General features: G+C 73.5%; 24 protein-coding genes. 9 read left to right on the forward strand and 15 right to left on the reverse strand.

The window, feature by feature from the left end:
- Positions 1 to 5: 5 nt before the first annotated feature.
- The 8 genes from RLT57_RS11305 to RLT57_RS11340 all read left to right on the forward strand — a co-directional run bounded on the left by RLT57_RS11305 (position 6) and on the right by RLT57_RS11340 (position 9,026).
- A complete protein-coding gene (locus tag RLT57_RS11305) occupies positions 6 to 884 on the forward strand; it encodes an alpha/beta fold hydrolase (protein WP_311297256.1) in 879 nt (292 codons plus the stop codon).
- The gene (locus RLT57_RS11310; RefSeq protein WP_311297257.1) at positions 877 to 2,049 is read left to right on the forward strand and encodes a mandelate racemase/muconate lactonizing enzyme family protein; all 1,173 of its coding nucleotides are present in this window, start codon (positions 877 to 879) and stop codon (positions 2,047 to 2,049) included. Before RLT57_RS11305 ends, RLT57_RS11310 begins: the two co-directional genes overlap by 8 nt.
- On the forward strand, positions 2,046 to 3,800 hold the full coding sequence (locus RLT57_RS11315; protein WP_311297258.1) for a thiamine pyrophosphate-binding protein: 1,755 nt from the start codon (positions 2,046 to 2,048) through the stop codon (positions 3,798 to 3,800). Before RLT57_RS11310 ends, RLT57_RS11315 begins: the two co-directional genes overlap by 4 nt.
- A 34-nt stretch (positions 3,801 to 3,834) precedes the next feature.
- Positions 3,835 to 4,803, forward strand: a complete 969-nt coding sequence (locus RLT57_RS11320) for a hypothetical protein (protein ID WP_311297259.1) — start codon at positions 3,835 to 3,837, stop codon at positions 4,801 to 4,803.
- Complete coding sequence (locus RLT57_RS11325; protein ID WP_311297260.1) at positions 4,800 to 6,197, forward strand: hypothetical protein; 1,398 nt, start codon at positions 4,800 to 4,802, stop codon at positions 6,195 to 6,197. Before RLT57_RS11320 ends, RLT57_RS11325 begins: the two co-directional genes overlap by 4 nt.
- A 138-nt stretch (positions 6,198 to 6,335) precedes the next feature.
- Positions 6,336 to 7,796, forward strand: a complete 1,461-nt coding sequence (locus RLT57_RS11330; RefSeq protein ID WP_311297261.1) for an MFS transporter — start codon at positions 6,336 to 6,338, stop codon at positions 7,794 to 7,796.
- Between the two features lie 11 nt (positions 7,797 to 7,807).
- Positions 7,808 to 8,188: a 5-carboxymethyl-2-hydroxymuconate Delta-isomerase gene (locus tag RLT57_RS11335; RefSeq protein ID WP_311297262.1), complete on the forward strand. Its 381-nt coding sequence runs from the start codon at positions 7,808 to 7,810 to the stop codon at positions 8,186 to 8,188.
- A 91-nt stretch (positions 8,189 to 8,279) separates the two neighbouring features.
- Positions 8,280 to 9,026 carry an SDR family oxidoreductase gene (locus RLT57_RS11340; protein WP_311297263.1) on the forward strand — a complete coding sequence of 249 codons (747 nt, stop codon included), beginning with the start codon at positions 8,280 to 8,282 and terminating at the stop codon, positions 9,024 to 9,026.
- 92 nt (positions 9,027 to 9,118) lie between these two features.
- Here the strand turns inward: RLT57_RS11340 and RLT57_RS11345 are convergent, their stop codons facing one another.
- From RLT57_RS11345 to dacB, 14 genes are all read right to left on the reverse strand, one after another.
- Positions 9,119 to 9,565 (reverse strand): rhodanese-like domain-containing protein, encoded by a 447-nt coding sequence (locus RLT57_RS11345; RefSeq protein ID WP_311297264.1) that lies wholly within the window; start codon positions 9,563 to 9,565, stop codon positions 9,119 to 9,121.
- On the reverse strand, positions 9,565 to 10,203 hold the full coding sequence (locus tag RLT57_RS11350; RefSeq protein WP_311297265.1) for a cysteine dioxygenase: 639 nt from the start codon (positions 10,201 to 10,203) through the stop codon (positions 9,565 to 9,567). Before RLT57_RS11350 ends, RLT57_RS11345 begins: the two co-directional genes overlap by 1 nt.
- Positions 10,204 to 10,475: 272 nt before the next feature.
- Positions 10,476 to 10,973: a DUF3180 domain-containing protein gene (locus tag RLT57_RS11355; protein WP_311297266.1), complete on the reverse strand. Its 498-nt coding sequence runs from the start codon at positions 10,971 to 10,973 to the stop codon at positions 10,476 to 10,478.
- A gap of 67 nt (positions 10,974 to 11,040) precedes the next feature.
- Positions 11,041 to 11,655, reverse strand: a complete 615-nt coding sequence (gene folK / locus RLT57_RS11360) for a 2-amino-4-hydroxy-6-hydroxymethyldihydropteridine diphosphokinase (RefSeq protein WP_311297267.1) — start codon at positions 11,653 to 11,655, stop codon at positions 11,041 to 11,043.
- The gene (gene folB / locus RLT57_RS11365) at positions 11,652 to 12,011 is read right to left on the reverse strand and encodes a dihydroneopterin aldolase (RefSeq protein ID WP_311297268.1); all 360 of its coding nucleotides are present in this window, start codon (positions 12,009 to 12,011) and stop codon (positions 11,652 to 11,654) included. The genes folK and folB overlap by 4 nt, the downstream gene beginning before the upstream one ends.
- Positions 12,012 to 12,016: 5 nt before the next feature.
- Positions 12,017 to 12,592, reverse strand: a complete 576-nt coding sequence (locus RLT57_RS11370; protein ID WP_311297269.1) for a nuclear transport factor 2 family protein — start codon at positions 12,590 to 12,592, stop codon at positions 12,017 to 12,019.
- The gene (gene folP, locus RLT57_RS11375; protein WP_311297270.1) at positions 12,589 to 13,449 is read right to left on the reverse strand and encodes a dihydropteroate synthase; all 861 of its coding nucleotides are present in this window, start codon (positions 13,447 to 13,449) and stop codon (positions 12,589 to 12,591) included. The genes RLT57_RS11370 and folP overlap by 4 nt, the downstream gene beginning before the upstream one ends.
- A gap of 28 nt (positions 13,450 to 13,477) precedes the next feature.
- Positions 13,478 to 15,373 carry a phosphatidylglycerol lysyltransferase domain-containing protein gene (locus tag RLT57_RS11380; protein WP_311297271.1) on the reverse strand — a complete coding sequence of 632 codons (1,896 nt, stop codon included), beginning with the start codon at positions 15,371 to 15,373 and terminating at the stop codon, positions 13,478 to 13,480.
- Between the two features lie 233 nt (positions 15,374 to 15,606).
- A complete protein-coding gene (gene folE / locus RLT57_RS11385) occupies positions 15,607 to 16,215 on the reverse strand; it encodes a GTP cyclohydrolase I FolE (protein WP_311297272.1) in 609 nt (202 codons plus the stop codon).
- 155 nt (positions 16,216 to 16,370) lie between these two features.
- On the reverse strand, positions 16,371 to 18,413 hold the full coding sequence (gene ftsH, locus RLT57_RS11390) for an ATP-dependent zinc metalloprotease FtsH (RefSeq protein WP_311297273.1): 2,043 nt from the start codon (positions 18,411 to 18,413) through the stop codon (positions 16,371 to 16,373).
- Positions 18,414 to 18,611: 198 nt separating this feature from the next.
- Positions 18,612 to 19,166 (reverse strand): hypoxanthine phosphoribosyltransferase, encoded by a 555-nt coding sequence (gene hpt / locus RLT57_RS11395; protein ID WP_311297274.1) that lies wholly within the window; start codon positions 19,164 to 19,166, stop codon positions 18,612 to 18,614.
- Positions 19,167 to 19,194: 28 nt separating this feature from the next.
- Entirely contained in the window at positions 19,195 to 20,190 is a 996-nt protein-coding gene (gene tilS, locus RLT57_RS11400; RefSeq protein WP_311297275.1) for a tRNA lysidine(34) synthetase TilS, read from the reverse strand.
- A 491-nt stretch (positions 20,191 to 20,681) separates the two neighbouring features.
- A complete protein-coding gene (locus RLT57_RS11405; RefSeq protein ID WP_311297276.1) occupies positions 20,682 to 21,842 on the reverse strand; it encodes a zinc-dependent metalloprotease in 1,161 nt (386 codons plus the stop codon).
- 282 nt (positions 21,843 to 22,124) lie between these two features.
- Positions 22,125 to 23,261 (reverse strand): D-alanyl-D-alanine carboxypeptidase/D-alanyl-D-alanine endopeptidase, encoded by a 1,137-nt coding sequence (dacB, locus tag RLT57_RS11410; protein WP_311297277.1) that lies wholly within the window; start codon positions 23,259 to 23,261, stop codon positions 22,125 to 22,127.
- Positions 23,262 to 23,574: 313 nt separating this feature from the next.
- On the opposite strand from dacB, the gene RLT57_RS11415 reads away from it, so the two are divergent.
- Positions 23,575 to 24,069, forward strand: coding sequence for an inorganic diphosphatase (locus RLT57_RS11415; protein WP_311297278.1), 495 nt, complete (start codon positions 23,575 to 23,577; stop codon positions 24,067 to 24,069).
- A gap of 310 nt (positions 24,070 to 24,379) precedes the next feature.
- Here the strand turns inward: RLT57_RS11415 and RLT57_RS11420 are convergent, their stop codons facing one another.
- Positions 24,380 to 25,150, reverse strand: a complete 771-nt coding sequence (locus RLT57_RS11420; protein ID WP_311297279.1) for a LysE family transporter — start codon at positions 25,148 to 25,150, stop codon at positions 24,380 to 24,382.
- Positions 25,151 to 25,278: the final 128 nt, after the last annotated feature.

Here is a 25,278-nt window from a genome sequence, read left to right on the forward strand (position 1 = left end):
GAGACATGCTGGAACTCAAGCGCGTGCCGCGCAACGTCCGGCGCGAGATCATCACCATCCGGCGCGGCGACGTCCGGCTGTCGCTGCACGTGTGGCGCCCCGACCGCCCGAAGGCCGCGGTCTTCTACTTCCAGGGGCTGCAGAGCCACTCCGGGTGGCTGTGGGAGGCCGGACCCAGGTTCGCCGACAACGACGTGGCGTTCTTCATGCTGGACCGGCGCGGCACCGGCAGCAGCGACGGGGAGCGGCAGACGATCCCGCCGGTCGAGACGCTGGTCGCCGACTACGTGGCGGCGCTGACCCGGGTCCGCGAGACGATCGGCGACGAGATGCCGCTCGGCCTGTTCGGGCACTGCCTCGGCGGCTCCTTCATGGCCGCCCTCATGCACCACCCGGACTTCGCCGTGCCCTACGACGCCGCCGTGTTCTGCTCGACGTGGCTCGGGAAGCTGCACGCCACCCTCACCGGGGAGCAGTTCGACGCCCTGGCCCGGGAAACCGGCACCGAGCTGTGGGACGCCGGGCTGCGGGCGGCCGACTTCACCGCCGACCCCAAGTACCAGCGGTTCATCGAGCACGACGACCTCGCCACCCGGCAGCTGACCCGGCGCTCGCGCCGCACGCTGCTGGAGCTCGAAGGGCTCTACATGTCGCCGCGGCGGACGCCGCCCGCCGTGCCGACGGCGTTCGTCTCCGGCATCAAGGACCCGATCGTGGACCTCGGCGACGCGCACGCCACGTTCATCAAGGTGACCGACGGGCGCGGTCTGATCATCCAACTGCCCACCGACCGGCACTACCTGTTCTTCACCGGGGTGCGCGACTACCTCATCGACTGGTCGTCCACCTTCGTCCTCATGCAGGGGCTGGAGCAGCATGGATGAGGCCCGGCTGCACCATGTGACGCTGCCCATGCTGGTGGGCTTCGACCACCCGGCCGCCCGGCGCCGCACGTCGGACAGCCTGGTCCTGGAACTGACCGTCGACGGGGTGACGGGACTCGGCGAGTGCGCGCCCCGCCGCTACGTGACCGGTGAGACCACCGAGAGCGTCCGCGCGGAACTGGCGGGCGTCCCGATGGACCGGCTGCTGGAGCGGCTGCGCACGGCCGACCCCGCCGATCTGCTGGTACGGCTGCGGGCGAGGGGTTTCGCCGCCACCTTCGGCGTCACGGGCGGCAACAACCTGCGCTGCCTGCTGGAAACGGCGGTGCTGGACCTCATCGGCCGCCGTCTCGGCTTCGACGTGGCCGATTTGCTGCCCGAAGGCGTACCGGGCCAGGGCCCGCTGCCGGTCTCCCAGGTGCTGGACCTGGGGCTGCCGGTGGAGGAGTTCCTGGCCACCAGGGGGCCGTTCCACCAGGTGAAGGTCAAGGCGGCCGAGGACCCGCGGCGCGACCTGCGGACCGTCGGCGCGCTGCGCGCGGCCCTCGGGCCGGACGTGCCGGTGCTGGTGGACGCCAACATGAGCTGGACCCTGGAGACGGCGACCGGCCATGTGAAGGCGCTGCGGGATCTCGGCGTGGACCTGGTCGAGGAGCCGCTGCGCAAGAACGCCTTGGACGAACTGCGCGAGCTGCGGCGGGCGACCGGCGTGTCGGTGATGCTCGACGAGTCCCTGTGCTCGCTGCGCGACGCCGAGGCGGCCGTGCTGGCCGACAGCTGCGACGCGTTCAACGTCCGGGTCAGCAAGTGCGGCGGGCTGCTGGAGTCCGCGGCCGTCGTCGACTTCGCCCGCCGCCACGGGGTCGCCTTCCAGATCGGCGTCCAAGTGGCCGAGTGCGGCCCGCTGATCAGCGCCGGACGGGCGCTGGCCTTCCGCAACCGGGACGCGTTCACCGTGGAGGCGGGCCAGTCCGACCGGTTCTTCGCACACATGATCGTCTCCCCGGCGCCGGCCGTCGACCGCGCCGCCAACACCATCGCGCCGGCCGGCGGACCCGGTCTCGGCCTGGTGCTCGACGAGGCCGCCGCCCGGTTCGCCGTGGCCTGGCCCACCCGCACCGGCGAACCGCCCCGTCGGACCGGCACACCGGAGGCAGCCGTATGACCACGTACTTCTCCGACCTGGTGGTGCGCTTCCTGCACCAGCAGGACATCGACTACGTCACCTTCAACCCCGGCGCCTCCTTCCGCGGCGTGCACGACTCCCTGGTGCACGCGGGCAACGCGGACATCGCCCCGGAGATCGTGATGACCTGCCACGAGGAGATCGCGGTCGCGGTGGCCCACGGCTACCACAAGGCGGGCAACCGGCACATGGCGGTCCTTGTGCACGCCAACGTCGGTCTGCTGCACGCCTCGATGGCGATGTTCAACGCCTGGTGCGACCGGGTGCCGCTGCTGGTCATCGGCGGCAACGGGCCGCTGGACGCCGGCAAGCGCCGCCCGTGGATCGACTGGATCCACACCTCGCAGAACATCGAGTCGGTGGTCAAGGACTACGTCAAGTGGTGCGACCAGCCGATCAGCCAGCGGGCCACCGTGGAGTCCCTCTACCGGGCCTTCCGGCTGACCCGGACCGACCTGACGGCGCCGGTCTTCGTCGCCCTGGACTTCGACGTCCAGGAGCAGGAGCTGGCCGCCGGCGTGGACCTGCTGCCGGCCTGGTCCACCGAGCCCACCGTGCTGCCGTCCCTGGACACGGCCTTCCTCGACCGGCTGTGCGAGCGCCTGGCGGGCGCCCGGATGCCCGTCCTGATCGTGGACTTCTCCGGACGCGACCCCGGAACCGTCGAGCCGCTCGTCGCCGTCGCCGAAGCGCTGGGGGCCGCCGTGGTGGACCGGGGCAACCGGTTCAACTTCCCGAACACCCACGGGCTGAACCTGTCCAACACCGGCGCGGAGCTGCTGCGCGAGGCCGATCTGGTGGTGGCGGTCGAGGTGCAGGACCTGTACGGGGCGCTGGGCTCGTTCCTGACGCCGGACGCCGCGGGCGGCTTCGAGAACGGCCCGGAGGTGGTCACCATCGGCACCAACGACCTGCTCACCAGCAAGTGGGCCGCCGACTACCAGCAGTTCGTCCCGGTGGGGAGCGCTGTGGCCGCCGACACCCGCAAGGCGGTGACCGCGCTGCGGGCCCGGGTCGAGGACCCGTCAGGGCCGTTCGCGGAACCGGGGTTCGTCCGGCTGCGCGAGGAACGCGCCAAGCGGATCGCCGCCGACCACGCCTCGGCCAGGGCCGAGTGGGCGCGGCAGGCCGCCGAGGCGGACACCGGCGAGGGGATCGAGGTGTCCACGGCGGTGCGCGAGATCCACTCGGCGGTCCGGGACGAGGAGTGGGTGCTCACCAACACCGGCAGCCTCACCATCGACGGCTGGGTCAAACGGCTGTGGCCGATGGAGCGCCCGCAGAGCTACCTGGGGCTCAACGGCGGCGGCGGCCTCGGCTACGGCCTCGGCGCCTCGGTCGGCGCCGCCCTCGCGCACCGCGACGACGGACGGCTGTGCGTGGACCTCCAGGCCGACGGCGACATGCTCTACACCCCCAGCGCGCTGTGGACGCTCGCGGCCTACGACGTACCGCTGCTGGTGATCGTCATGAACAACCGGCTCTACCTCAACTCCACCCAGCACGCCGCCCGGATCGCGGCGAACCGCAGCCGCGACACCGACCGGGCGCACATCGCGACCAGCTTCTACGACAGCCCCGTCGACTTCACCGGCCTGGCCGCCTCGTTCGGCATCCGGACCTTCCCGCGCGTCGAGGCGGCCCGCGACATCGCCCCCACGGTCGAGGCGGCGGTGGCCCACATCAAGCAGCAGGGCAAGCCGGCCCTGGTCGAGATCATCACCCGATGACATCCAGCGGCGACTTCTCCGGAGAGGCACGACAGTGAGCGGATTCTTCGTCTGCGAGTACCGGGGTGAGCGGCTCGCCGGCTTCGACGACGTGACGGACGGCGACGGTGAGGCGCCACGGCTGTACGCGGCCGGTCCGCGGCAGGTGCTGGCCGCCCTGGCCGACGGCACGCCCGGCCACGAGGCGGCGGCCGAGCGGGGCTGGCGGAGCGTGCGGCTGCCGGCCGGGGCCGGGCGGGAGCTGCGGATGCGGCCGGCGCTCTTCCCCGAACACCCCGGGGACGCGCTCGTCGGCGGCTTCATGCAGACCCACAACGTCAAGTCCGGCGCCACGTCCGGCGGCGCCCCGGCGGCCGCCGGGCCGGGCCAGCCGACCTGGTTCTTCAAAGGCACCGGCACCTCCCTGCGGACCACCGGCGACCCGCTGACCGTCCCGGCGACGGCGGTCGCCGTGTGCGAGGAGGCGGAGGTGGTCCTGGTGCACATCGACGACGAGGAGGGGACACCGCGCTACGCCGGATACACCTTTGGCAACGACCTGACCGACATCGGCCTGTTCCGGCGCCACGCGGGACACCTCGGCTACGCGAAGCTGTGCGACGCCGCGGTCTCGCCGTGGTTCTTCCCCGGGCCGCCGCCGGCCTCGGTGACCGGCCGGGTGCTGGTGCTGCGGGACGGGGCGACCGCGTACCAGGGCGGATTCACCACCGGTTCCGACGCGCTCGCCTTCACGCTGGACACCATGGTCGGCCACCTCGCCGGCTATCCGGCGCTGCACCACCCCGGGCGCGTCCACTACACCTTCCTCGGCGCCGACCGCAGCAGCTTCCACCACGGGTTCACCATCACCGACGGGGACACGGTCGTGCTCGACGTGACCAGCCACCGGGTCACCCTGGTCAACCCGGTCCGCTGGTCGCCCCCGGCGGCCGCGGCGGCCCCGGCCTCCACGGCGGTCCCGGCAGCGGTGCCGGCGGCCCCGCCGACCGCGGGTGCGAGGTGACCGCGGGCCGCCGGGTGCGCCGGCTCAGCGACGGCGAGGCGACGTTCGCGTACCAGCACGCCCTGCTGCGCGGGACCACCCAGGTGACCACCTGCGTCACCTTCGCCGCGCCGGTCGAACCGGCGGCACTGCGGCGGGCGGTCCCCGTGTGGGCGGCCCGGTTCGCGGCGCTGTCGGTCCGGATCGAGGAGGGTCGGGACGGGCTGTGGTTCCGGGAGTCGGCGGGCGTCGCGCCGGAGCAGCTGGTCGTCGCCGAGGCGGGCCCGGAGGAGTCCGCCGACCTGCTGCTCCGGCGGGAGCTGAACGACCTCCTGGTGACCGGCGGCCCGCTGTGGCGGCTGCGGGCCGCCGTACGGCCGGACGGGGTGCGGCAGCTGTTCTTCACCCGCAACCACGCCGTCTCCGACGGCTACACCGCGGGGATCCTGCTGCGCGGACTGCTGGCGGAGTTGTACGGCGGCGCGGGCGCGGCGTCCGCCGCGCCGCTCCTGCCGTCGGCAGACGACCTGACGTACCGTCCGCCGGCGCCGGACACAGGCGGCGGCGCGGATACGGATACGGATACGGATACGGATACTGCCGCGGCGGCGCGGGCGGCGGGATCGGCGGCATCGGCCACGGCCCCGGTGGCCGGTCCGCCCGTGCCGTTCGCCGCCACCGCGCCCTGGCCCGAGCGCGGCGCCGACTTCCTGCCGCTGGTCCTCACCGCCGGTGAGTCGGCACGCGTGCTCGGCCACTGCCGGGCCGACGGGCTCACCGTGAACGAGTTCTTCGCCACCGCGCTGGCCGAGGCGTTCGCCGGGGCCACCGGCCGCGCGGAAACCGACTTCTTCACGGCCGTATCGCTGCGCCGGCGGTACACGCAGGCGGCGGCGTACGCCGATCCGGGATGCCTGATCGGCGTGGTGCGCTCCCCGCTGCGGCTGGACGGCGACACGTTCGCGGCCGACGCGCTCACGTACCGGGCCGCCTTCCGAGCCGCCGACGCCGCGTGGCGGCCCGGCGCACGGCCGCACGCGGCGATCCGTGCGGCCGTCGTCGGGCTGGGGGAGGCGGCGGCGTCCCCCGGGATCTGCATCACCAACGTCGGGGTGCTCGATCCGCTGCTGGGACCGTACGCCGACCGGTTGACCGACATCCGCACGGTGGTGAACCGCACCGCCGCCAACTACAACGTGGTGCTGCACCTGTCCACGTTCCAGGGGCGCTTCGGGCTGGCGCTGGCCTACGGCACGCCGAGCGTGGACCCGGCCGTGGTGGCGCGGACGCACCGGTCGCTGGCGGCGCGGGCCGTGTCGCCCGACGGGTGCGGGCTGCCGCGGGCGGCGGCGGGCCCGCCGTCCGGTGCCGCCGGAACGGTGCCGCCGGCCGTGCCGGTGGCGCGGGCGCGGTGACGGCGCGGGGCGGATTGCTTACCGTTCGAGACCCTACGTACACTCAAAGTGTTCGTCGCTCATCAAACATGACCGCGGGCGTCTCGTCCGCGCGCCCTGCCTACGCTGCCCCTTCCCGGGCAGATCCGAGGAAGCACCGTGACTCACTCGCCGGACGACGCGCGCAAGCGCGGTCTGACCCTGCTGGCCTCCTGCCTCGGCTTCGTTGTCGTCATCCTCGACGTCAGCGTGGTCAATGTGGCGACCAAGGTCCTGAACAAGGACTTCGGTAGCAGTCTTTCCGGGCTCGAATGGGTGATCAACGGCTACACGCTGACGTTCGCCGCCTTCCTGCTGACCACCGGCGCGCTGGGCGACCGGCTCGCGCCCAAGTACGTCTTCCAACTCGGCTTCGCGCTGTTCGCCGTGACCTCGCTGGTCTGCGGCCTGTCCGTGTCGCTGCCGATGCTGATCGCCGCCCGCGTCGTCCAGGGAGTGGGGGCGGCCATGATCGTCCCGTCCTCGCTGTCCCTGGTGAACGGCGCCTTCCCCGACCAGGCCGAGCGCACCCGGGCGGTCAGCCTGTGGGCCGCGTCCGGCGGGCTCGCGCTCGCGCTCGGGCCGGTGATCGGCGGCGTACTGATCTCCCTGCTCGGCTGGCGCTCGATCTTCCTGGTCAACGTGCCGATCGCCGCGATCGGCATCTGGCTGACCGCGGCGAACGCGCCCGGCAACCTCCAGGCGACCGGAGGCCGGCGCCGCTCCTTCGACCTGCCAGGGCAGACGCTGGCCGTGGTCTGCCTCGGCGCCCTCACCGCCGGTGTCGTCGAGGCGAACGGCCTGGGCTGGGGCTCGGTGACGGTGACGACCTGCCTGGCGGTCTTCGTGCTCGCCGCGATCGGCTTCGTCGTGGCGGAAGGGCGCAGCACGGACCCCATGCTGCCGCTGCGGATGTTCCGCCACCGCGCGTTCACCGCCACCGCGCTGACCGGCCTGCTGCTCAACTTCTCCTTCTACGGCCTGATCTTCGTCTTCAGCCTGTTCTTCCAGTCCAGTTGGGGCTACTCACCGATCGTCACCGGGTGCGCGTTCCTCCCGATGACCGCGATGATCATGGTCTCCAACCTGGCCTGCGGCCCGCTCACCAAGCGCTTCGGCGTCCGCGCGGTGCTGGTGACCGGCAACGCGGTGGGCGCGGCCGGCTATCTGGCCATGCTCCCGGCGGTGCACTCCGGCGGCGGATACGCCGGTATCGCGGTCCCGTTCCTGGTGGCCGGCGCCGGCATCGGCCTGGTGGTGCCGGCGATGACCAACGCCATGCTGGCAGCGGCCGAACCGGGCACCGCCGGCATCGCCTCCGGGGTACTGAACGGCTCACGGCAGATCGGCGGCCTGATCGGCGTGGCGGTGATGGGGCTGCTCGTCGGCGACTCCTCGGCCGCCTCGTTCGTCTCGGGGCTGCGCAGCGCGCTGGTCTGCGCGGCCGTCGCGCTCGCCGCCGGCATCGCACTCGGCGCCCTCGGCGTCCGGCCCGCGCCCCGGCGCACGCTCGCCACCGCCGGACCCGAACCCGTCACCGTCCCGGCCGCACCCGCGGCCGTCGACGAACCCGTCGACTAGGAAGGCCAGTCATGCCCCATCTCGTCCTCGAGTATTCGGGCAACGTCCGCGACGACATCCGGTCCGGACCCCTGCTGCGGGAGTTGCACGGCGTCCTGGCCCTGGCAGGCGGCTTCCGCGTCCAGGACTTCAAGGGCCGCGCGGTGCGGATGGCGGACTACGCCATAGGCGACGGCAGCATCGAACAGGCGTTCGTCAATCTGGACCTGCGGACGTTCGCCGGGAAGTCCGACGAGCTGAAGCAGGCCATCTCACAGGCCGCCCTCGATGTCCTGGTACGCGCCTTCTCCCGGACCATGGCCGAGACCGCCTGCGACATATCCGTACAGATCACCGAACTGGACCGGGTGAGCTACGCGCGGGCCCGCTCACAGGACGCCGTCACGTCCTGACCCGGCGGAAGGAAGGAGGGGCCGGTACGGGCGCGCGCACGCGCACGTCGGCAGGCACGGACAGCGAGGCACAGGCAGGGACAGGAGGACGATGAACGATTACCACGGCCAGAGCGTCCTGGTGGCCGGCGGCTCGTCAGGAGTGGGACTCGCCACCGCCCGCGCGTTCGCCGCGCTGGGGGCCGGTGTCACCGTCGTGTCGCGTACCGAGGCGCGGGTCGGCGCCGCCGTGGCAGAAGTGGCCGCGGCGGCGGGGGCGGTGGGGGCGGCCGGATCGGGAGACCGGGTGCGCGGCGTCACCCTCGATCTGACCGACCCCGACGCCGTCGAGGAGTTCTGCTCCGCGGCGGAGTTCGACCACGTGGTGGTCTCCGCCGCCCGGACCCCGATGGGCCGCCTCGACACACTCCCGCTGAGCGACGCGCGCGCCGCCATGGACAGCAAGTTCTGGGGGACGTACCACCTGATGCGCAGCGTGCGGATCCGGCCCACCGGCTCGCTGACCGTCGTCACGGGATACATGTCGGTCCGCCCGGGGCGGGCGTCCGCCCTGCAGAGCGCCATCAACGCGGCGCTGGAGTCGCTGGTGCGCGCGGCGGCCCTGGAGAAGGCGCCGCTGCGGGTCAACGCGGTCTCCCCCGGACTGCTGCGCACCCCGCTGTGGGACGGGCTGCCCGAGGAGCGGCGGACCGCCATGTTCGAGGCGGCCGAGGCGAGGCTGCCGGTCGGGCGGGTCGGCGAGGCCCAGGACATCGCCGCGGCGGTCGTCTTCCTCGCCGGCAACCCGTACGCCACCGGCAGTACGGTGTTCGTCGACGGCGGCGGCTCCATCGCCTGACCGCCGCCGCGCGGGAGGGGCCACAGCCGCCGGCCCCCGGGGGACGTCCCGGTCCCTCCCGCGCGGCGCCGCGCAGATCCCCACGGCAGGCTCTAGCGGGACGCCCCGCCCGCGTCCGGCTGCCCGATGTACGGGGTGCGCACGGTCGGTTCGCCCGTCGGCGGGGTCACCGGCAGGCCCGCCGCCCGCCAGGACTGGAAGCCGCCGTCGAGGTCGGTGGCACGGTGGATGCCGATGTCCTGGAGCGAGGCGGCGGCGAGCGAGGAGGCGTACCCCTCGTTGCAGATCACCACGACGTGCAGGTCGTGGCCGACGGCCTGCGGAATGCGGTAGTCGCTCTGCGGGTCGAGCCGCCATTCGAGTTCGTTGCGCTCGACGATGACCGCGCCCGGGATGGTGCCGTCGCGGTCGCGCAGCGCGCCGTAGCGGATGTCCACCAGCAGCGCTCCCTCGGCGGCGGCAGCGGCGGCACCGGCCGGGTCGAGCCGGACCAGGCCCTCGCGGACCGCTGCCAGCTGGTCCTCGGCGGAGCGGGGCATCACCACTCCTCGGGAAGTTCGACCAGCTCCAGGTTCAGCGTGCTGCCCTTGCGGCTGTAGCGGCGGATCAGCGGCAGCGGCGGATAGTAGGCGTGCACGGAGACCGCGTGGGTGGTCTGCGAGCGGTTCTCGACCTGGTGGACGTGGTGACGGCCGAACGCGCGGCCCTTGCCCTCGGGCAGGATCCGCTGCCGGTCCACGCCGTCGGCGAGCTCCAGGGAGCGCCAGCCCTCGGTGGGCAGCGGCACCGACAGGGACTGCTCGGTGAGCTCGCCCGCCGCGGTGACGAACACGCCGTACGAGCCGCCGTGGTCGTGCCAGCCGGTCTCGGCGCCGGGCGGCCAGCCGATCAGCCACGCCTCGGAGCCGCCGGGGCCGTCCAGCCGGACCCAGGTGCGGCCGTCGGGGTCGAGCGGGAGCTCGCCGACGACCGCGGGGTCCGCGGCCACCGCGCGGGCGAAGTCCAGCAGGTCCGCGGCTGTGGGCGCGGTGGGCGCGGGGGAGGTCGGCGCGGTCGCGGGCGCGGCGGTCGCCGTGGCGGTCGCGGACGTCTGCGGTGACGGGGTCGTCGGGGTCTGGGTTGTCGGGGACTTCGTGGACGTCGAGGAGGAAGGAGAACCGACGGTCGGCGTTGTCATGGGAACCACCCGGGTGAAGTCGCGCCACCGCACAGCTCTGGACGGGTGCGTGGATCGCGAAGGTGAACGGCGGGACCGGAGCGCGCCTCAGCGCGCGGCCGTACAGACGCAGCCGGCGTACCGGAGCAGGTCCAGATGGACCCTCCGGTGCAGGCGCAGACCGAACCCGTTCACGTGACGGACTGAACCATGCCGACGCCCCGGTGGTCAAGTCGGGACATGGCTTGCCCCGGCGTGTCGGCGCAAGCCGGTGCGGCCGGAGTGTTCGCAGGTCACCGGTGGTGTTGGCGTGCTCCGACGTGCGGCGGGTCGTCGTCGTCCTCGGGCAGTCTGCAGACCCGTTCCAGGAACAGCGCCGCCGCGATCACCGCGACGGCGGCCAGCACGGCGAAGCCCGCGTAAACCGCCTGCTGCCGGCGCGGGTCCATGTCGAGCCGGTACATCACCAGGAAGACGCCCGCGCCGGCGTACATCCCGGACACCAGGGCCGCGACCAGCGCGCTGGCCTGGCCGAAGACGACCGAACGGGCGGCGGCCAGCGGGTCCACGCCCTTGGCGCCGGGGCGGCGTTCGCGCTGGGCACGCAGGCGGGCGCGCAGCGACAGCGCGGTGGCCAGCAGCGCGGCGGCGATCAGCGCCAGGACGATCGGCGCGGCGACCGGCACCCCGGGGAGGGTGCCGAAGGTGTCCCACAACCGGGACACCGACCACGCGAGCACCAACGCGACCGCGAAGACCCCCACCAGCGTCCTGATCCGCAGCGTCCTCACCGGATGCCCGCCTCCACGTCCTGTGTTCCTGTGCCCGTCCGCGCCCTGTACCGCTACGTGCCAACGTCTACTCGGGCAGCCGGAGTTCCACGTCCGGTCGGTGGTGTACCCCCGCGTCGCCGACCGCCACGACCAGGTCCGCGACCAGGCCGCGGCCGGGCAGCTCGGCGGCGGGCTCCACATCGTGCCAGGGCACGAGGACGAAGGCGCGCTCGTGGGCCCGCGGGTGCGGGAGGGTGAGCGCCGGGTCGTCGGAGCGCACGCCCTGGTAGGCCACCAGGTCGACGTCGATGGTGCGCGCGCCCCAGCGCTCGGTGCGCACCCGGTGGTACGCCTCCTCGATCGCGTGGCCGCGCTCCAGCAGCGCGCCCGGCGGCAGCGTGGTGCGCACCAGCACGACCGCGTTGAAGTAGCTGGGCTGGCTGCCGGCCGGTACGCCCCACGGCTCGGTCTCGTAGACCGGCGAGACGGCCCGGACCCGTACGCCGGGGGTGTCCTCCAGCGCGTCGACCGCGCCCTGGAGGTTCTCCAGGCGGTTGCCGAGGTTGCCGCCCAGGGCGATCACCGCGGTCCTGGGGTTGCTGAGCGTGGTGTCGGCCGCGTCCACCGCCGCCACCACAGCGGCCGGTACCGGCTGGACGGTGGGGTCCCCTGCGGGGTACTCGGGGTCCTCCGCGGTCACGGGCGCCTCCGGGTGATGGTCACGGTCACGTCGTCGAAGGGCACGGTGATGGGGGCGTTGGGCTTGTGCACGGTCACCTCCACCTCCTCGACCCTTTCATGCCCCAGGCACGTGTCGGCGATGCGCTGGGCGAGGGTTTCGATGAGATCCACGGGCTCGCCCGCCACGACGGCCGCGACCTGCTCGGCCAACACACCGTAGTGCACGGTTCTGCTCAGGTCGTCGCCGGCCGCGGCCGGCCGGGTGTCCAGGCCGAGCGCAAGGTCGACCACGAAGGTCTGGCCGTTCTCGCGTTCGTGCCGGAACACGCCGTGGTGCCCGCGGACGCGCAGTCCGCGCAGGGTGACCCGGTCCATGCGATTCACTCCTCCGTGTCCGGGCCGGGGCCGCCGCCCGGTGTGCCGAGGCCGCCCGGCACGTCGTCCGGGCCGCGCGGTCCGCCGCCGCCGTTGTCCCGGCCGTCGCCGTCGATGCCGTCGTCGATGCCGTCGGCGCCGTCCTCCGTGTCGTCGGCGAGCACCGGCGAGCCGTGGTGGACCCACAACCGCCAGCCGTCGGGGGTCCTGCGGAACACGTTGGTGGCCACCACCAGGCCGCCGACCAGGGATCCGGCCGAGCCGTCCTCCTCGGCGGGGCCTCCGGTCAGGATGTTCTCGGTGCAGCTCACCAGCGCGGTGTCGCCGTCGACGGCGACCTCGACATCGGTCAGGAAGAACTGGATGTACTCGGTGTTCGCCATGATCAGCGCGTAGGACCGCATCACCTCGCGGCGCCCGCGCAGCACCGGCCAGCCGGGGTGCACCACGGTGACCGACTCGGCGAGCGGCCCGGTCAGCACCACCGCTTCCAGCGCGTCGAGGTCGGAGGTCTCCACCGCGTCGTAGAACGCCTGGTTGGCCCGCTCGGCGGCGCGGGCCTCCGCGGTGCGCGGCGTCACGCCGCGCCCTCGATGGCGCGGGCCACCCGTACCGCGTCGGCGCTCGCGTGCACCTCGTGGACCCGGACCGCCCAGGCCCGCTCGCGGGCGGCGATGGCGGTGACCGCGGCGGTGGCCGCGTCGCGCTCCCTGGCCGGCGGGGGCGCGCCGGCCGTCCCCGCCAGGACCCGGCCGAGGAAGCGCTTGCGGGAGGCGGCCACCAGCAGCGGGCGGCCCAGCTCGCGCAGCCGGTCGAGGTGGGCGAGCAGCGTCAGGTCGTGCTCGGCGGTCTTGGCGAAACCCAGGCCCGGGTCGAGCACGATCCGCTCGGGCGCGATACCGCCGGCCACCGCCCGGTCCAGGCCGGCCCGCAGCTCGTCGCGGACCTCGGCGAGCACGTCGGCGTAGACCGCCCGGTTGTTCATGTCGATGCTCTGGCCGCGCCAGTGCATCACGACGAACGGCACCGCGGCCGCGGCCACCACCGGGATCATCGCGGGGTCGGCCTGGCCGCCGCTGACGTCGTTGACCAGCCGGGCGCCGGCCGCGACGGCCCGCTCGGCCACCGCGGCCCGCATGGTGTCGACGCTGACCAGCACACCGGCCGAGGCCAGCTCCGCGACCACCGGGATCACCCGGCGCAGCTCCTCCGCCTCGTCCACCCGCTTCGCGCCGGGCCGGGTGGACTCGCCGCCGACGTCCACCAGGTCGGCGCCCTGCGCCACCAGGTCCAGGCCGTGCTTGACGGCCAGCTCCTCGTCGAACCAGCGCCCGCCGTCGGAGAACGAGTCGGGGGTGACGTTCACCACGCCCATGACCGCGCAGCGGTCCCACACCGGCAGTCCGAGCGGTCTGCCGCGCCCCTGTGACGTATCCATGGACGTAACCATGGGCTCAGCCTACGGGTCAGGCGACCACGCTTTCCGTGCGCGGGTCCTGGGCCGGGGCGGCGGCCCCGCCCCCGCCGGTCCCGGCCGCGTAGCCGCAGGATTCGCGGTGGGCGAGCCGCCCGGCGCGTCCCGGCAGGAAGCGCTGGAGGGCGGCCGGCAGCGGCAGGGCGAGCGTGACGAAGCCCTCGGCCTGCATGATCGCGAAACCGATCCGGGGCAGGTCGCGGGAGTTGGGGAAGACCAGGAAGCGCGGCACCCACTCGGGGCGGAACTTCGCGTTGAACTTGTACAGCGACTCGATCTGGAACCAGCGGGACAGGAACACCAGCAGGCCGCGCCAGCCGCGCAGCACCGGCCCCGCACCGATCCGCTCGCCGCGGGCCAGCGCGGAGCGGAACATCGCGAAGTTCAGCGAGACCCGGGCCACGCCCAGGCCGGGCGCCTGCTGGAGGGCGGCGACGATCAGCAGCTCGTTCAGCCCCGGGTCGGCGGCGCGGTCGCGGCGCATCAGCTCCAGGGACATCCCGTCCGCGCCCCAGGGCACGAAGTGCAGCACGGCCCGCAGGTCGCCGAGCTCCGGGTGCGCATCGCCGGGCCCGCGTTCCTTGTGGGCGGTGACCACCACGCAGTCCCCGTCCGCGTCCTCGCCGAAGCGGCCGAGCGCCATGGAGAAGCCGCGTTCGGTGTCGGTGCCGCGCCAGGCGTCGGCGGCCAGCCGTACCCGCCGCCGCTCGCCCTCGGACAGCTCGCGCACCCGCCGCACCCGGCACACGTAGCCGGACCGCTCGATCCGCTTGACCATCTGCCGTACGTTGCGCATGGCGCGGCCCTCGAGGGTGAAGCCCGCGGCGTCCACGATGGCCTCGTCGCCGAGTTCCAGGGCGTCCAGGGCGGTCTCGCGGGTCCACACCTCGCCGCCGGTCTCACTGCACCCGACGACGGCCGGCAGCCACGCGTGGGCGCGGGCCAGCGCCATGAAGCGGTCGATGGCGCCGGGCCACGCCTCGACGTCGCCGATCGGGTCGCCGCTGGCCAGGGCCACCCCGGACACCACCCGGTAGCAGACGGCGGCCTTACCGCTGGCGGAGAAGACCACCGACTTGTCGCGGCGCAGCGCGAAGTGGCCGAGCGAGTCGCGGGCGCCGTGCCGGGCCAGCAGGCCGCGCAGCCGGGCCTCGTCGGCGGCGCTGAGTTCGGCGACCGGGCGGGCCGGGCGCAGCACCAGGTACGCGGTCGAGCAGGCGATGAGCAGGCCGAGGCCGCCGAGCGAGTAGCCGACGACGTCGCCGACCCGGTCGCTGGTGTAGCGCACCGGCCCCTCGAACCCGAACAGGCCGAACAGCACGTGCCGGCAGCGGTCGGTGAACCCCGGATCACCGCTCTCGGCGGCCGGGTGGGCGCTGGTGATGACCAGGCCGAGGGCGAAGGCGAAGGCGCTCAGCACGACGAAGTTGACCGCGGCCCGCCAGCGGGTGCGCGGGTCGGACAGCGCGGTGAACTGCTCGCGGTGCCTGACCAGCAGGGCCAGCAGCCCCAGCGAGACCAGCGCGCCGAAGATCGAGTGCCGGTAGATCAGCTGGGAGGCGGCGGCCACCGGCAGCAGCGTCACGGCCGCCCACCAGGCGCGCTGCTTGCCGCGCTTGAGGGCGTGGGCCAGCATCAGCAGCAGTATGCCGCTGACCACCGAGGTGGCCGCGGCGAGCGAGCTGACGGTGCCGGGGAAGAGGGCGGCCAGCGCGTGCATCCGGCCGTTGCGGAACGCCGGGAACACCGCCGAGACGACGTCGAGCAGGCCGATCACCGCGGCCGCGGTGCCGATGATCCCGGGCACGGCCGTGGGCCGCGGCAGCCGGCGGCGCCGGACCGGACCGCCGGGCCGCGCCGGGCTGTCGCCCGCCACGTGAACAGACATGGCTCCCCAAGCCCCAACATGACCGGGAGTTGCGGGACATGACCCGCAATCCGCTCCGGTACGAACAATGAGCGCCCTGTAGGACGTGAACCGGCCTATGGGGGTTCCCTCCCGGGGTCCCCTTCCAGCCGGCCGCAGCCGCGGGCAGCGGGCACGGCCCGCCGACCGCACTCACCGACCGCCGGCACGACCCGCCGACCGCCTCGGCCGCGGGCCACGACCGGGCGGCCGCCTCAGCCGCGGGCCATGATCAGGCTCATCGCCTCGGAGCGGGTGGTCGGGTTGAGCAGCTGGCCGCGGACGGCGGAGGTGATGGTCTTCGCGCCGGGCTTGCGCACCCCGCGCATCGTCATGCACATGTGCTCGCACTCCACCACGACGATCACCCCGCGCGGCTCCAGGATCCGCATCAGCGCCTCGGCGACCTGCGTGGTGAGCCGCTCCTGCACCTGGGGGCGCCGCGCGTACACGTCGACCAGCCGGGCCAGCTTGGACAGTCCGGTGATCTTGCCGTTGACGGCCGGGATGTAGCCGACGTGGGCGACGCCGACGAACGGCACCAGGTGGTGCTCGCAGGACGACATCACCTCGATGTCCTTCACCAGCACCATCTCGTCGTGCCCGAGGTCGAAGGTGGTGGTCAGGACGTCCTCGGGCTGCTGCCAGAGACCGGCGAATATCTCCCGGTAGGCGCGGGCCACCCGCTCCGGGGTCTCCCGCAGCCCTTCGCGGTCCGGGTCCTCGCCGACCGCGAGCAGCAGCTCCCGGATCGCGGCCGCGGCCCGCTTCTCGTCGAACTCGCCGATGGCGCCTTCGCCGTCGAGCGTCACGGGATCGGTCATGAGTACCTCGTTCCTTGTGCGAAGACGTCCCCCCGGCGGCGGCCACCCGGCGCCCGCCGGGTCCCGGCCACCGCGTCCGGACGTCGCTGCGGCCCCAAGGCTAGAACCCTGGGGCCGCAGCACGCATTCCGGACATCCGGCCGGACCAGCGGTGATCAGCCTTCCGGCCGGTCCTCCGGCAGCTCCACCGGCTCGGCGGGCGGCTTGGCGGTGGACAGCGGCGTGCTGCCGTTGGCCGGCTGCGCGCCGTTGGTGAGCGCCAGTTCGCGCGGCGAGAGCACGGGCGGCCGGGTCGACGGGGAGCGCCGGGCGGAGCCGGTCCAGGCGGGGCGCGGCGGACGCTTCACGATCGGGGCGAAGACCTGTGCGATCTCCTCCTTGTTCAGCGTCTCCCGCTCCAGCAGGGCCAGCACCAGGTTGTCCAGCACGTCCCGGTTCTCGACCAGGATCTCCCAGGCCTCGTTGTGCGCGGTCTCGATGAGCTTCTTGACCTCTTCGTCGACCAGCCCGGCGACCTCTTCGGAGTAGTCGCGCTGGTGACCCATCTCACGGCCCAGGAACGGCTCGGAGTCGCTCGAACCGAACTTGATCGCGCCGAGCCGCTCGGTCATGCCGTACTGCGTGACCATGGCGCGGGCGGTGGCGGTGGCCTTCTCGATGTCGTTCGAGGCGCCGGTGGTCGGGTCGTGGAAGACGAGTTCCTCCGCGGCCCGGCCGCCCATCATGTAGGCGAGCTGGTCCAGCATCTCGTTGCGTGTGGTGGAGTACTTGTCCTCGTCGGGCAGCACCATGGTGTACCCCAGGGCACGGCCGCGGGACAGGATCGTCACCTTGTGCACCGGGTCGGAGTTGGGGGAAGCCGCCGCGACCAGGGCGTGTCCGCCCTCGTGGTACGCGGTGATCTTCTTCTCCTTGTCCGACATGATCCGGGTGCGCTTCTGCGGGCCGGCCACCACGCGGTCGATGGCCTCGTCCAGCGTGCCGTTGTCGATGATCTTCTTGTCGCTGCGGGCGGTGAGCAGCGCCGCCTCGTTGAGCACGTTGCTCAGGTCGGCGCCGGTGAAGCCGGGGGTACGGCGGGCGACGGCCATCATGTCGACGTCCGGCGCGACCGGCTTGCCCTTGAGGTGCACGTTGAGGATCTCCAGACGGCCCTGGAGGTCCGGCGGGTCCACCGCGATCTGCCGGTCGAAGCGCCCCGGGCGCAGCAGCGCCGGGTCGAGGATGTCGGGCCGGTTGGTGGCGGCGATCAGGATCACGCCGCCCTTCACGTCGAAGCCGTCCATCTCGACGAGCAGCTGGTTCAGCGTCTGCTCGCGCTCGTCGTGGCCGCCGCCGAGGCCCGCGCCGCGGTGCCGGCCGACGGCGTCGATCTCGTCGACGAAGACGATCGCCGGGGCGTTCGCCTTGGCCTGCTCGAACAGGTCACGGACCCGGGAGGCACCGACACCGACGAACATCTCGACGAAGTCGGAACCGGAGATCGAGTAGAACGGCACGCCCGCCTCACCCGCGACAGCGCGCGCGAGCAGCGTCTTGCCGGTACCCGGCCGGCCGTACAGCAGCACGCCCTTGGGGATCTTGGCGCCGACGGCCTGGAACTTCGCGGGCTCCTGGAGGAACTCCTTGATCTCCTGGAGCTCCTCCACCGCCTCGTCACAGCCGGCCACGTCGGCGAAGGTGGTCTTCGGCGTGTCCTTGGTGATCAGTTTGGCCTTGGACTTCCCGAACTGCATGACGCGCGAACCGCCGCCCTGCATCTGGTTCATCAGGAAGAGGAAGACCACCACGATCAGCACGAACGGCAGCAGCGACAGCAGGATGCCGACGAAGGCGTTCTGCTTGGACTGCGAGACGGTGTACTTGTCCTGCAGGTGCACGCCGGGGACCTTGCCGTCCACGATGTTCTGCAGGTTGGCGGCGATGGCGGCACCCTGGTCACCGATGTAGCTGGCCCGGACCTTGCTGCTGCCCTCGATCTTGACGCCGCTCTTGAGCTGGACCTTGATGGAGTTGTCGTCTCCGGTCGTCAGCTCGGCGGACTTGGCCTGGTTGGTGTCGATCGCGTGCAGTACCGCGCCGGTGTCCACCGTTTTGTAGCCGCCGCCGGACCCGACGACCTGCATCAGCACGACCACGGCGAGGACAGCCAGCACGATCCACATAACTGGCCCACGGAAATAGCGCTTCACGTCCATCCATGCGGGGCGAAGCCGCCCCGTCCCTCCTGCCACAGTGAGGCACCGGCGTCTGGTGGCGCCGCGTGCATCCGGTGTTGTATTGACCCGACCTTCGGACGGTACCCCAGCATTGTCCCCCGAGGTTGCCGCCGACCGTTAACAATCCCGCTTCCCCTGCTCCAACGGCGGGAATCCGGTCCGGGTTCCCGCCGGGCGTCAGCCGCCGTAGACGTGCGGCGCCAGGGTGCCGACAAAGGGGAGGTTGCGGTACTTCTCGGCGTAGTCCAGGCCGTACCCCACGACGAACTCGTTGGGGATGTCGAAGCCGGTGTACTTCACGTCGATCGTGACCTTGGCCGCCTCCGGCTTGCGCAGCAGGGTGCACACCTCCAGGGAGGCGGGGCCGCGCGAGCCCAGGTTGCTGATCAGCCAGGACAGCGTCAGGCCGGAGTCGATGATGTCCTCGACGATGAGCACGTCGCGGCCGGCGATGTCGGTGTCCAGGTCCTTGAGGATGCGGACCACCCCGGAGGACTTGGTGCCGGCGCCGTACGACGACACCGCCATCCAGTCCATCGTGACCTCGCTGGACAGGGCGCGGGCCAGGTCGGCCATCACCATCACGGCGCCCTTGAGCACGCCGACGATCAGCAGGTCCCTGCCCGCGTAGTCCCGGTCGATCTCCTGGGCGAGCTCGGCCAGCCTCGCGTCGATCTCTGCCTTGGAGAGAAGCACCTTTTCCAGATCGGCGCCCATGTCGTTCTCGTTCACTGCGCGGTACGTCCTCAGGTAAGCGGCTCTACGACGGCGAGAAGAACAGTCTGCCATTCGCCCTGTGGGCGGCGACGCCGCCCGGCAGGTTGAGCGCTTTCTGCCCGTGCCAGTCGGTGACCAGCCGGTCCACCTCCTCGATGTGGCGGGCGAAGAGGAAGCCCGGCGGGGAGCCGGCCGCGATGGCCGTCCGGCGCAGCACCCGCCGCCGGACCGCCGGGGGCAGCGCGCACAGCCGGGGCACGTCCAGACTGCCGTCCTCGGCCGCGGCCTCGTCCTGGGCGTCGGCCGCCCACTGGTCAAGGGCGTCGGCGTCGTCCCTGGACAGCTGGGCGGTACGGGCCAGCGCCTCGACCACGCCCTTGCCGAGCGACTTCTCCAGCACCGGCAGGGCTTCGTGCCGGACCCGGGAGCGGGTGTAGGCGGGATCCTGGTTGTGCGGGTCCTCCCACACGGTGATGCCCTGGGCCAGGCAGCCCTTGCGGACGGTGTCGCGGTCCAGCAGCAGGAAGGGCCGCCGGTAGCGCCCGCCGGTGCCGGAGACCGGCGCCATGCCGGACAGCGAGCGGGTGCCGGAGCCGCGGGCCAGGCCCAGCAGGACCGTCTCGGCCTGGTCGTCGCGGGTGTGGCCGAGCAGGACGGCGGCGGCGCCGCGCCGCTCGGCGGTGGCGTCCAGGGCGGCGTAGCGGGCGTCGCGGGCGGCGGCCTCGGGGCCGCCCTGGCGGCCGACGGTGACGCCCACCGCCTCCACCGGGTCCAGGCCGAGGTCGCGCAGCCGCTCGGCGACCTCGACGGCCCGGCCGGCCGAACCGGCCTGCAGCCCGTGGTCGACGGTGACGGCTCCGCCGCGTACGCCGAGCCGGGGCGCTTCGAAGGCGAGGGCGGCGGCGAGCGCCATCGAGTCGGCTCCGCCGCTGCACGCGGCGAGCACCAGGGGGCGGGGTTCTGGGGACGCGGTGAGCACGTCGTGCAGGACGCGGCGGACCGCCAGGCGTATCGCCGCGACCGTGGGGTGAGGTCCCATGTCCGGTTCCCTCCAAGGGAGGTCGTGAGGGGCTTCGGTGAGCGCTTCGGGAGGCACCCCGGCGAGCGTGGGGGGCTTCTGAAGTGACGCAGGGTATTCAGATGGTGACAGAAGACCGGGCATTACCCGAGCATCGCACGCGTAACCCCACGCTTACGGTCCCTCGGACGGGTGAACCGGTTGTCAGACGGTCGCTTTCCGTGGCCACCGGGGCGGGGCGGCGACGGCGACGGCGGCGTTCACAGGGTGCGGACGTGATGCGGACGGTGGTGGACGGCGGTGGTACGTGGCCCCGCGGGGAGCCGCCGGCTCCGGCGCCCGGCTCCGGGGCGTACGGCTCCGGGTGACGGCTCGGGCGGAGGTGCGGGCGGAGGTGCGGCTCCGGGGGGCCGGACCCGGCCGCGGGTTCGGCGGCCGGCTCCGGCGGCGGACCCGCCCGGGGAGCCGCCGGGCGGCGCCGGCGGCTCCCCGGGGGCGGGTCCGCGTCCCGCTCACTCGCCGCGGCCGTGCACCCGGGTGATCCACTCCCCCGGCTTGGCGATCTCCGACTTGGTCGGCAGGGTGTTCGGCGAGGTCCAGACCCGGTTGAAGCCGTCCATGCCGACCTCCTCGACCACCGCCCGGACGAAGCGCTCGCCGTCCCGGTACTGCCGCATCTTCGCGTCGAGCCCCAGCAGTTTGCGCAGCACCTGGTCCAGGCGGCCGGCGCCGCTGGCCCGGCGCCGGGTGAACTTCTCCCGGATCTCCGCGACGGTCGGCACCACCAGCGGGCCGACGCCGTCCATCACGTAGTCGGCGTGGCCCTCCAGCAGCGACATCACCGCCGTCATCCGGCCGAGGATGTCCCGCTGGGTGGGTGTCTGCACCAGGTCCATCAGGCTGCGGCCGTCGTCGGAGTCCTCGTCCGCGGCGCCCGTGGAGTTCCCGCCGCTGAAGGACTGCACGGCCTGCCGCACCCGCTCGATCACCGTGGAGGCGTCGAGCTCGGTCTCACCGAGGAACGACTGGATCTCGCCCTCGATGTGGTCGCGCAGCCACGGCACGGCGGAGAACTGGGTGCGGTGGGTCTCCTCGTGCAGGCACACCCACAGCCGGAAGTCGTGCGGGTCGACGTCGAGTTCCCGCTCGACGTGCACGATGTTGGGCGCCACCAGCAGGAGCCGGCCGGCCTTCGCCGCGCCGGGGCCCGGCTGCACCGGGCCGGCCGGCAGGTCCCGGCTGGGCGGCGCGAAGGTCTCGTACTGGCCGAGCACCCGGGAGGACAGGAAGCTCAGCAGCATGCCGACCTCGACGCCGGTGACCTTGCCGCCGACGGTGCCCAGCACCAGGCCGCCCGCGCCGCCCGGCCGGCGGGCCTGCATCTTCCCGAGCAGCGGTTTCATGACCTCGCGGAAGCCGGCCACATTCGCCTTCACCCACCCCGGCCGGTCCACGATCAGCACGGGGGTGCCGTGCGGGTCGGGTTCCTCGTCCCCGAACATCCGGGTGAACGCCCTGACGTGCGTCTCCGACGCCAGGGCGTGCTCCCGCAGTTCGGCCACGATCGCCCGCGCCTCGTCCCGGCTCACCTCAGGCCCCGGCCGCGTCAGCCGCTGCGCGGTCGCCACGGCGAGGTTCCAGTCGACCATCTCGCTTCCACCGATGCTCGTCATGTCTTCACGGTACGTTGCCGCTCCCGCTTTGGGGGTTCCACCCGCGTCACCAAACCTCCCGGCCGGCGTCCTCCCCCCTCCCGGGGCTCCGGCCCGGCCCCCCTCCCCAACCCCGTTCTCCGGCCCGCTTGCCCGGCCCCGTTCTCCGGTTCCACGGCCGACCCGCACGGCCACGCGCTTCCCCGCGGCCCCGCCACAGGATCCGACCGCGGGTCCCGTGCCCTGCCGGCACCCGGGCCCTCCGCCGGCGCGAGGGGCTCGGCGAGGGGCGCCTTCCCGGGCTTAGGGGGTGAGGGCCGTGGCCAAGGCGTCGAGGGCGGATTGGGCCGCGGTCGGGGAAGGGGCGTGCTGGGTCATGAAGGAGAAGGCGAGGAGGCGGCCGGAGCGGGTGACGGTCGTGCCGGCGATCGTGTTGGTGCCGGTGAGGGTGCCGGTTTTGGCGTGGACGAGGCCGGCGCCGGGGGAGGCGTGGAAGCGAGCGGCGAGGGTGCCGGTGAAGGCGGCGACCGGGAGGCCGGTGAGGACGGGGCGGAGTTCGGGGTGGGCCGGGGAGGCGGCCAGCGCGAGGAGGCGGGCAAGGGTGAGGGGGGCGAGCTTGTCCGCGTGGTCCAGGCCGCTGCCGTCGTGGAAGTCCGCGCCGCCCAGCGGGACGCCGTAGCGGGTCAGGGCGGCTCGGATCGCCGCGGCGCCGCCGGCGAAGTTCGCGGGCAGCCCGGCGGCGCGGGCGGTCTGCCGGGCCAGCGCCTCGGCGAGATCGTTGTCGCTGTCGGTCAGCATCCGCTCCACCAGGTCCGACAGCGCCGCCGACCGGTGAACCGCCAGCTGCGTGCCCCCGGCCCCGCTGCCTGGTTCCGGGTCGCCCTCGACCCTGATGCCGCGCTCGGCCAGCAGCCCGGCGAACCCGCTCGCCGCCGCGGCGGCCGGGTCGTACGCCCGCGGCGCGGGCCCGCTCCCGCTGCCGTCCAGCCGCCCGTCGCGCACCATCAGCGCCGTCACCGGCGCCAGGTTGTCGTTGGGCCCGATCGGGTGCAGCGTGGGCCCGGCGAAGAACGAGGTGTCGTACGCGAGGCGGACCGTCCTCGTACCGCCCGCCTCCAACGCCCGCGCGGTGTCGGCGGCGAGCCCGTCCAGCACCAGGGTGGGGTCGCCGCCGCCGACCAGCACGATCCGGCCGGGGCCCGTGGTGACCACGGCGGTGCTGAACCGGTGGCCGGGTCCGAGCGTGCCGAGGGCGGCGACGGCGGTGGCGAGCTTGGTGGTGGACGCGGGCGTGGAGACCGTACGGGCGTGGTGGTCGTAGAGCAGCCGGCCGGTGGCGACATCGACGACGGCCCCGGTGCGTACCGTGCCGAGGCCCGGCGCGGCCATCAGCGGGTCGAGCCGGCCGGCGAGCGCGGGGGCCGGGCCGCTCGCGGTCACCGGGACGGGGAGCAGGACGGGTGCGGCGGCGGGCGGCGGGGGCGCCGCCCTGGGTATCGGGCGGGCCGCGCGGCCCGGTTGCCGGTCCCGGGCGGCGGCGAAGGACCGTTCCGCCGTACGCTGACCTGACTCCCACGGCCCGGCCGCGGCAACCGCCCCGGCAGCCACTGCCAGACCCAGCGCGGCCGACCCCGCCACGACCTGCCATGTCCTGCCGAGCGGCACCGGCGACCAGCCCCTTTCGCGACCACCCATCTGCGTGGGAGACACTTAACCACCCGCACTGTGCGCTGATTCATGGAGGAGTAGGGCCTTGGAGTTCGACGTCACGATCGAGATCCCGAAGGGTTCGCGGAACAAGTACGAGGTGGACCACGAGACCGGTCGTATCCGCCTGGACCGCAGGCTCTTCACCTCGACCAGCTACCCGGCCGACTACGGCTTCGTCGAGAACACCCTCGGCGAGGACGGCGACCCGCTGGACGCGCTGGTCATCCTGGACGAGCCGACGTTCCCTGGCTGCCTGATCACCTGCCGGGCGATCGGCATGTTCCGGATGACGGACGAGGCGGGCGGCGACGACAAGGTCCTGTGCGTCCCCGCCTCCGACCCGCGGGTGGAGCACCTGCGCGACATCCACCACGTCAGCGAGTTCGACCGGCTGGAGATCCAGCACTTCTTCGAGGTCTACAAGGACCTTGAGCCCGGCAAGTCCGTCGAGGGCGCCGACTGGGTCGGCCGCGCCGAGGCGGAGGCCGAGATCGAGGAGTCGTTCCGCCGGCTGAAGGACAAGGGCTCCGCCCACTGAGCCCGGCTCCCGGCAGGGCCGGCCGTGCCGCGAAGGGCGGCTCGGGGAACCAATCCCCGGGCCGCCCTTCGGCGTGTCCGGCCGCATGGGTGACGGCCCGCGCGGCCGCGTGCCGGGGGCCGGCCAGGGGCTCGTGACGGGACGTCGGCGCGCGCGTACAGCCCTCGCCCCTGCGCCCGCGCCCGGCCCCTCCCCCGCCCCTGCCCGCCCGAAGCTCCGGCCCCGCCACACGCTCCGGCCCCGCCCGGATCCGGAGCCGCGCGCGCTCACACGGGGGGCGCGTCAGAGGTGGGACGTGGGTCCCCCGGGGTCAGACCGTGCCGGCCAGCGAGAGTTTGGCCGCGAAGGCCAGGAAGACCGCGCCGGTGCCGGCGGAGAGGGTGGCGGCCAGGCGGGTGCGGCGGCGGAAGGTGCTGGCGAGGTAGCTGCCGGCGAATATGAGGGCGGTGAGATAGGTGATGGAGAGGACCTGGGCGCAGCTGCCGAGGAGGAGGAAGGACAGGGCGGGGTGCGGGTAGGCGGGGTCGACGAACTGCACGAAGAAGGCGATGAAGAAGAGGATCGCCTTGGGGTTGAAGAGGCTGACGACGAGGGCGCGGCGGTAGGGGCGCTCCTCCTGGCGGGCGGGCGCGGCGCCCGGCCCGGCGGCCGGGGACGGCGGTTCCGCGGCCCGGGGCAGCGGATCGCCGGCCGGGGCGGGGGCGACAGCGGGGGCGGCGGCCGGCACGCGGGAGGCGGCCGCCGGGGACGGCGGGGCGGCGGCCGGCTTGGCCGCGCGGGAGCGCCATGTGCGGCGGGCGGTGCGGAGCATGCCGACGGCGAGCCAGGTCAGATAGCCCGCGCCGGCGAACTTGACCAGGTCGAAGGCGATCGGGCTGGCCTTGAGGAGTGAGGCGACACCCGCCGCGGAGAGGGTCATCAGGACGGTGTCGCCGCAGAGGACCCCGGCGGCGGCGCGGTAGGCGGTGCGGGGGCCGCGGCGAGCGGCGACCGAGAGGACGTACAGGGAGTTGGGGCCGGGGAGCAGGACGATCAGCGCCACCCCCGCCAGGTACGTCGGAAGGTCGGTGGTCCCGAGCATGGCGTCAGAATGCCTTTCGAACAGCGGGGAGGTCCCGGGCCGCGGGGCGGCGGCTCGCGTCCGCGCCCCGATCCGCCGGCAGGCCCGCGCCCGGGACGGCTCGCCGCCCCCGTCAGCGTCCGCCCTGC

Origin of the sequence: Streptomyces sp. ITFR-21, from assembly GCF_031844685.1 — a bacterium.
Classification (GTDB): domain Bacteria; phylum Actinomycetota; class Actinomycetes; order Streptomycetales; family Streptomycetaceae; genus Actinacidiphila.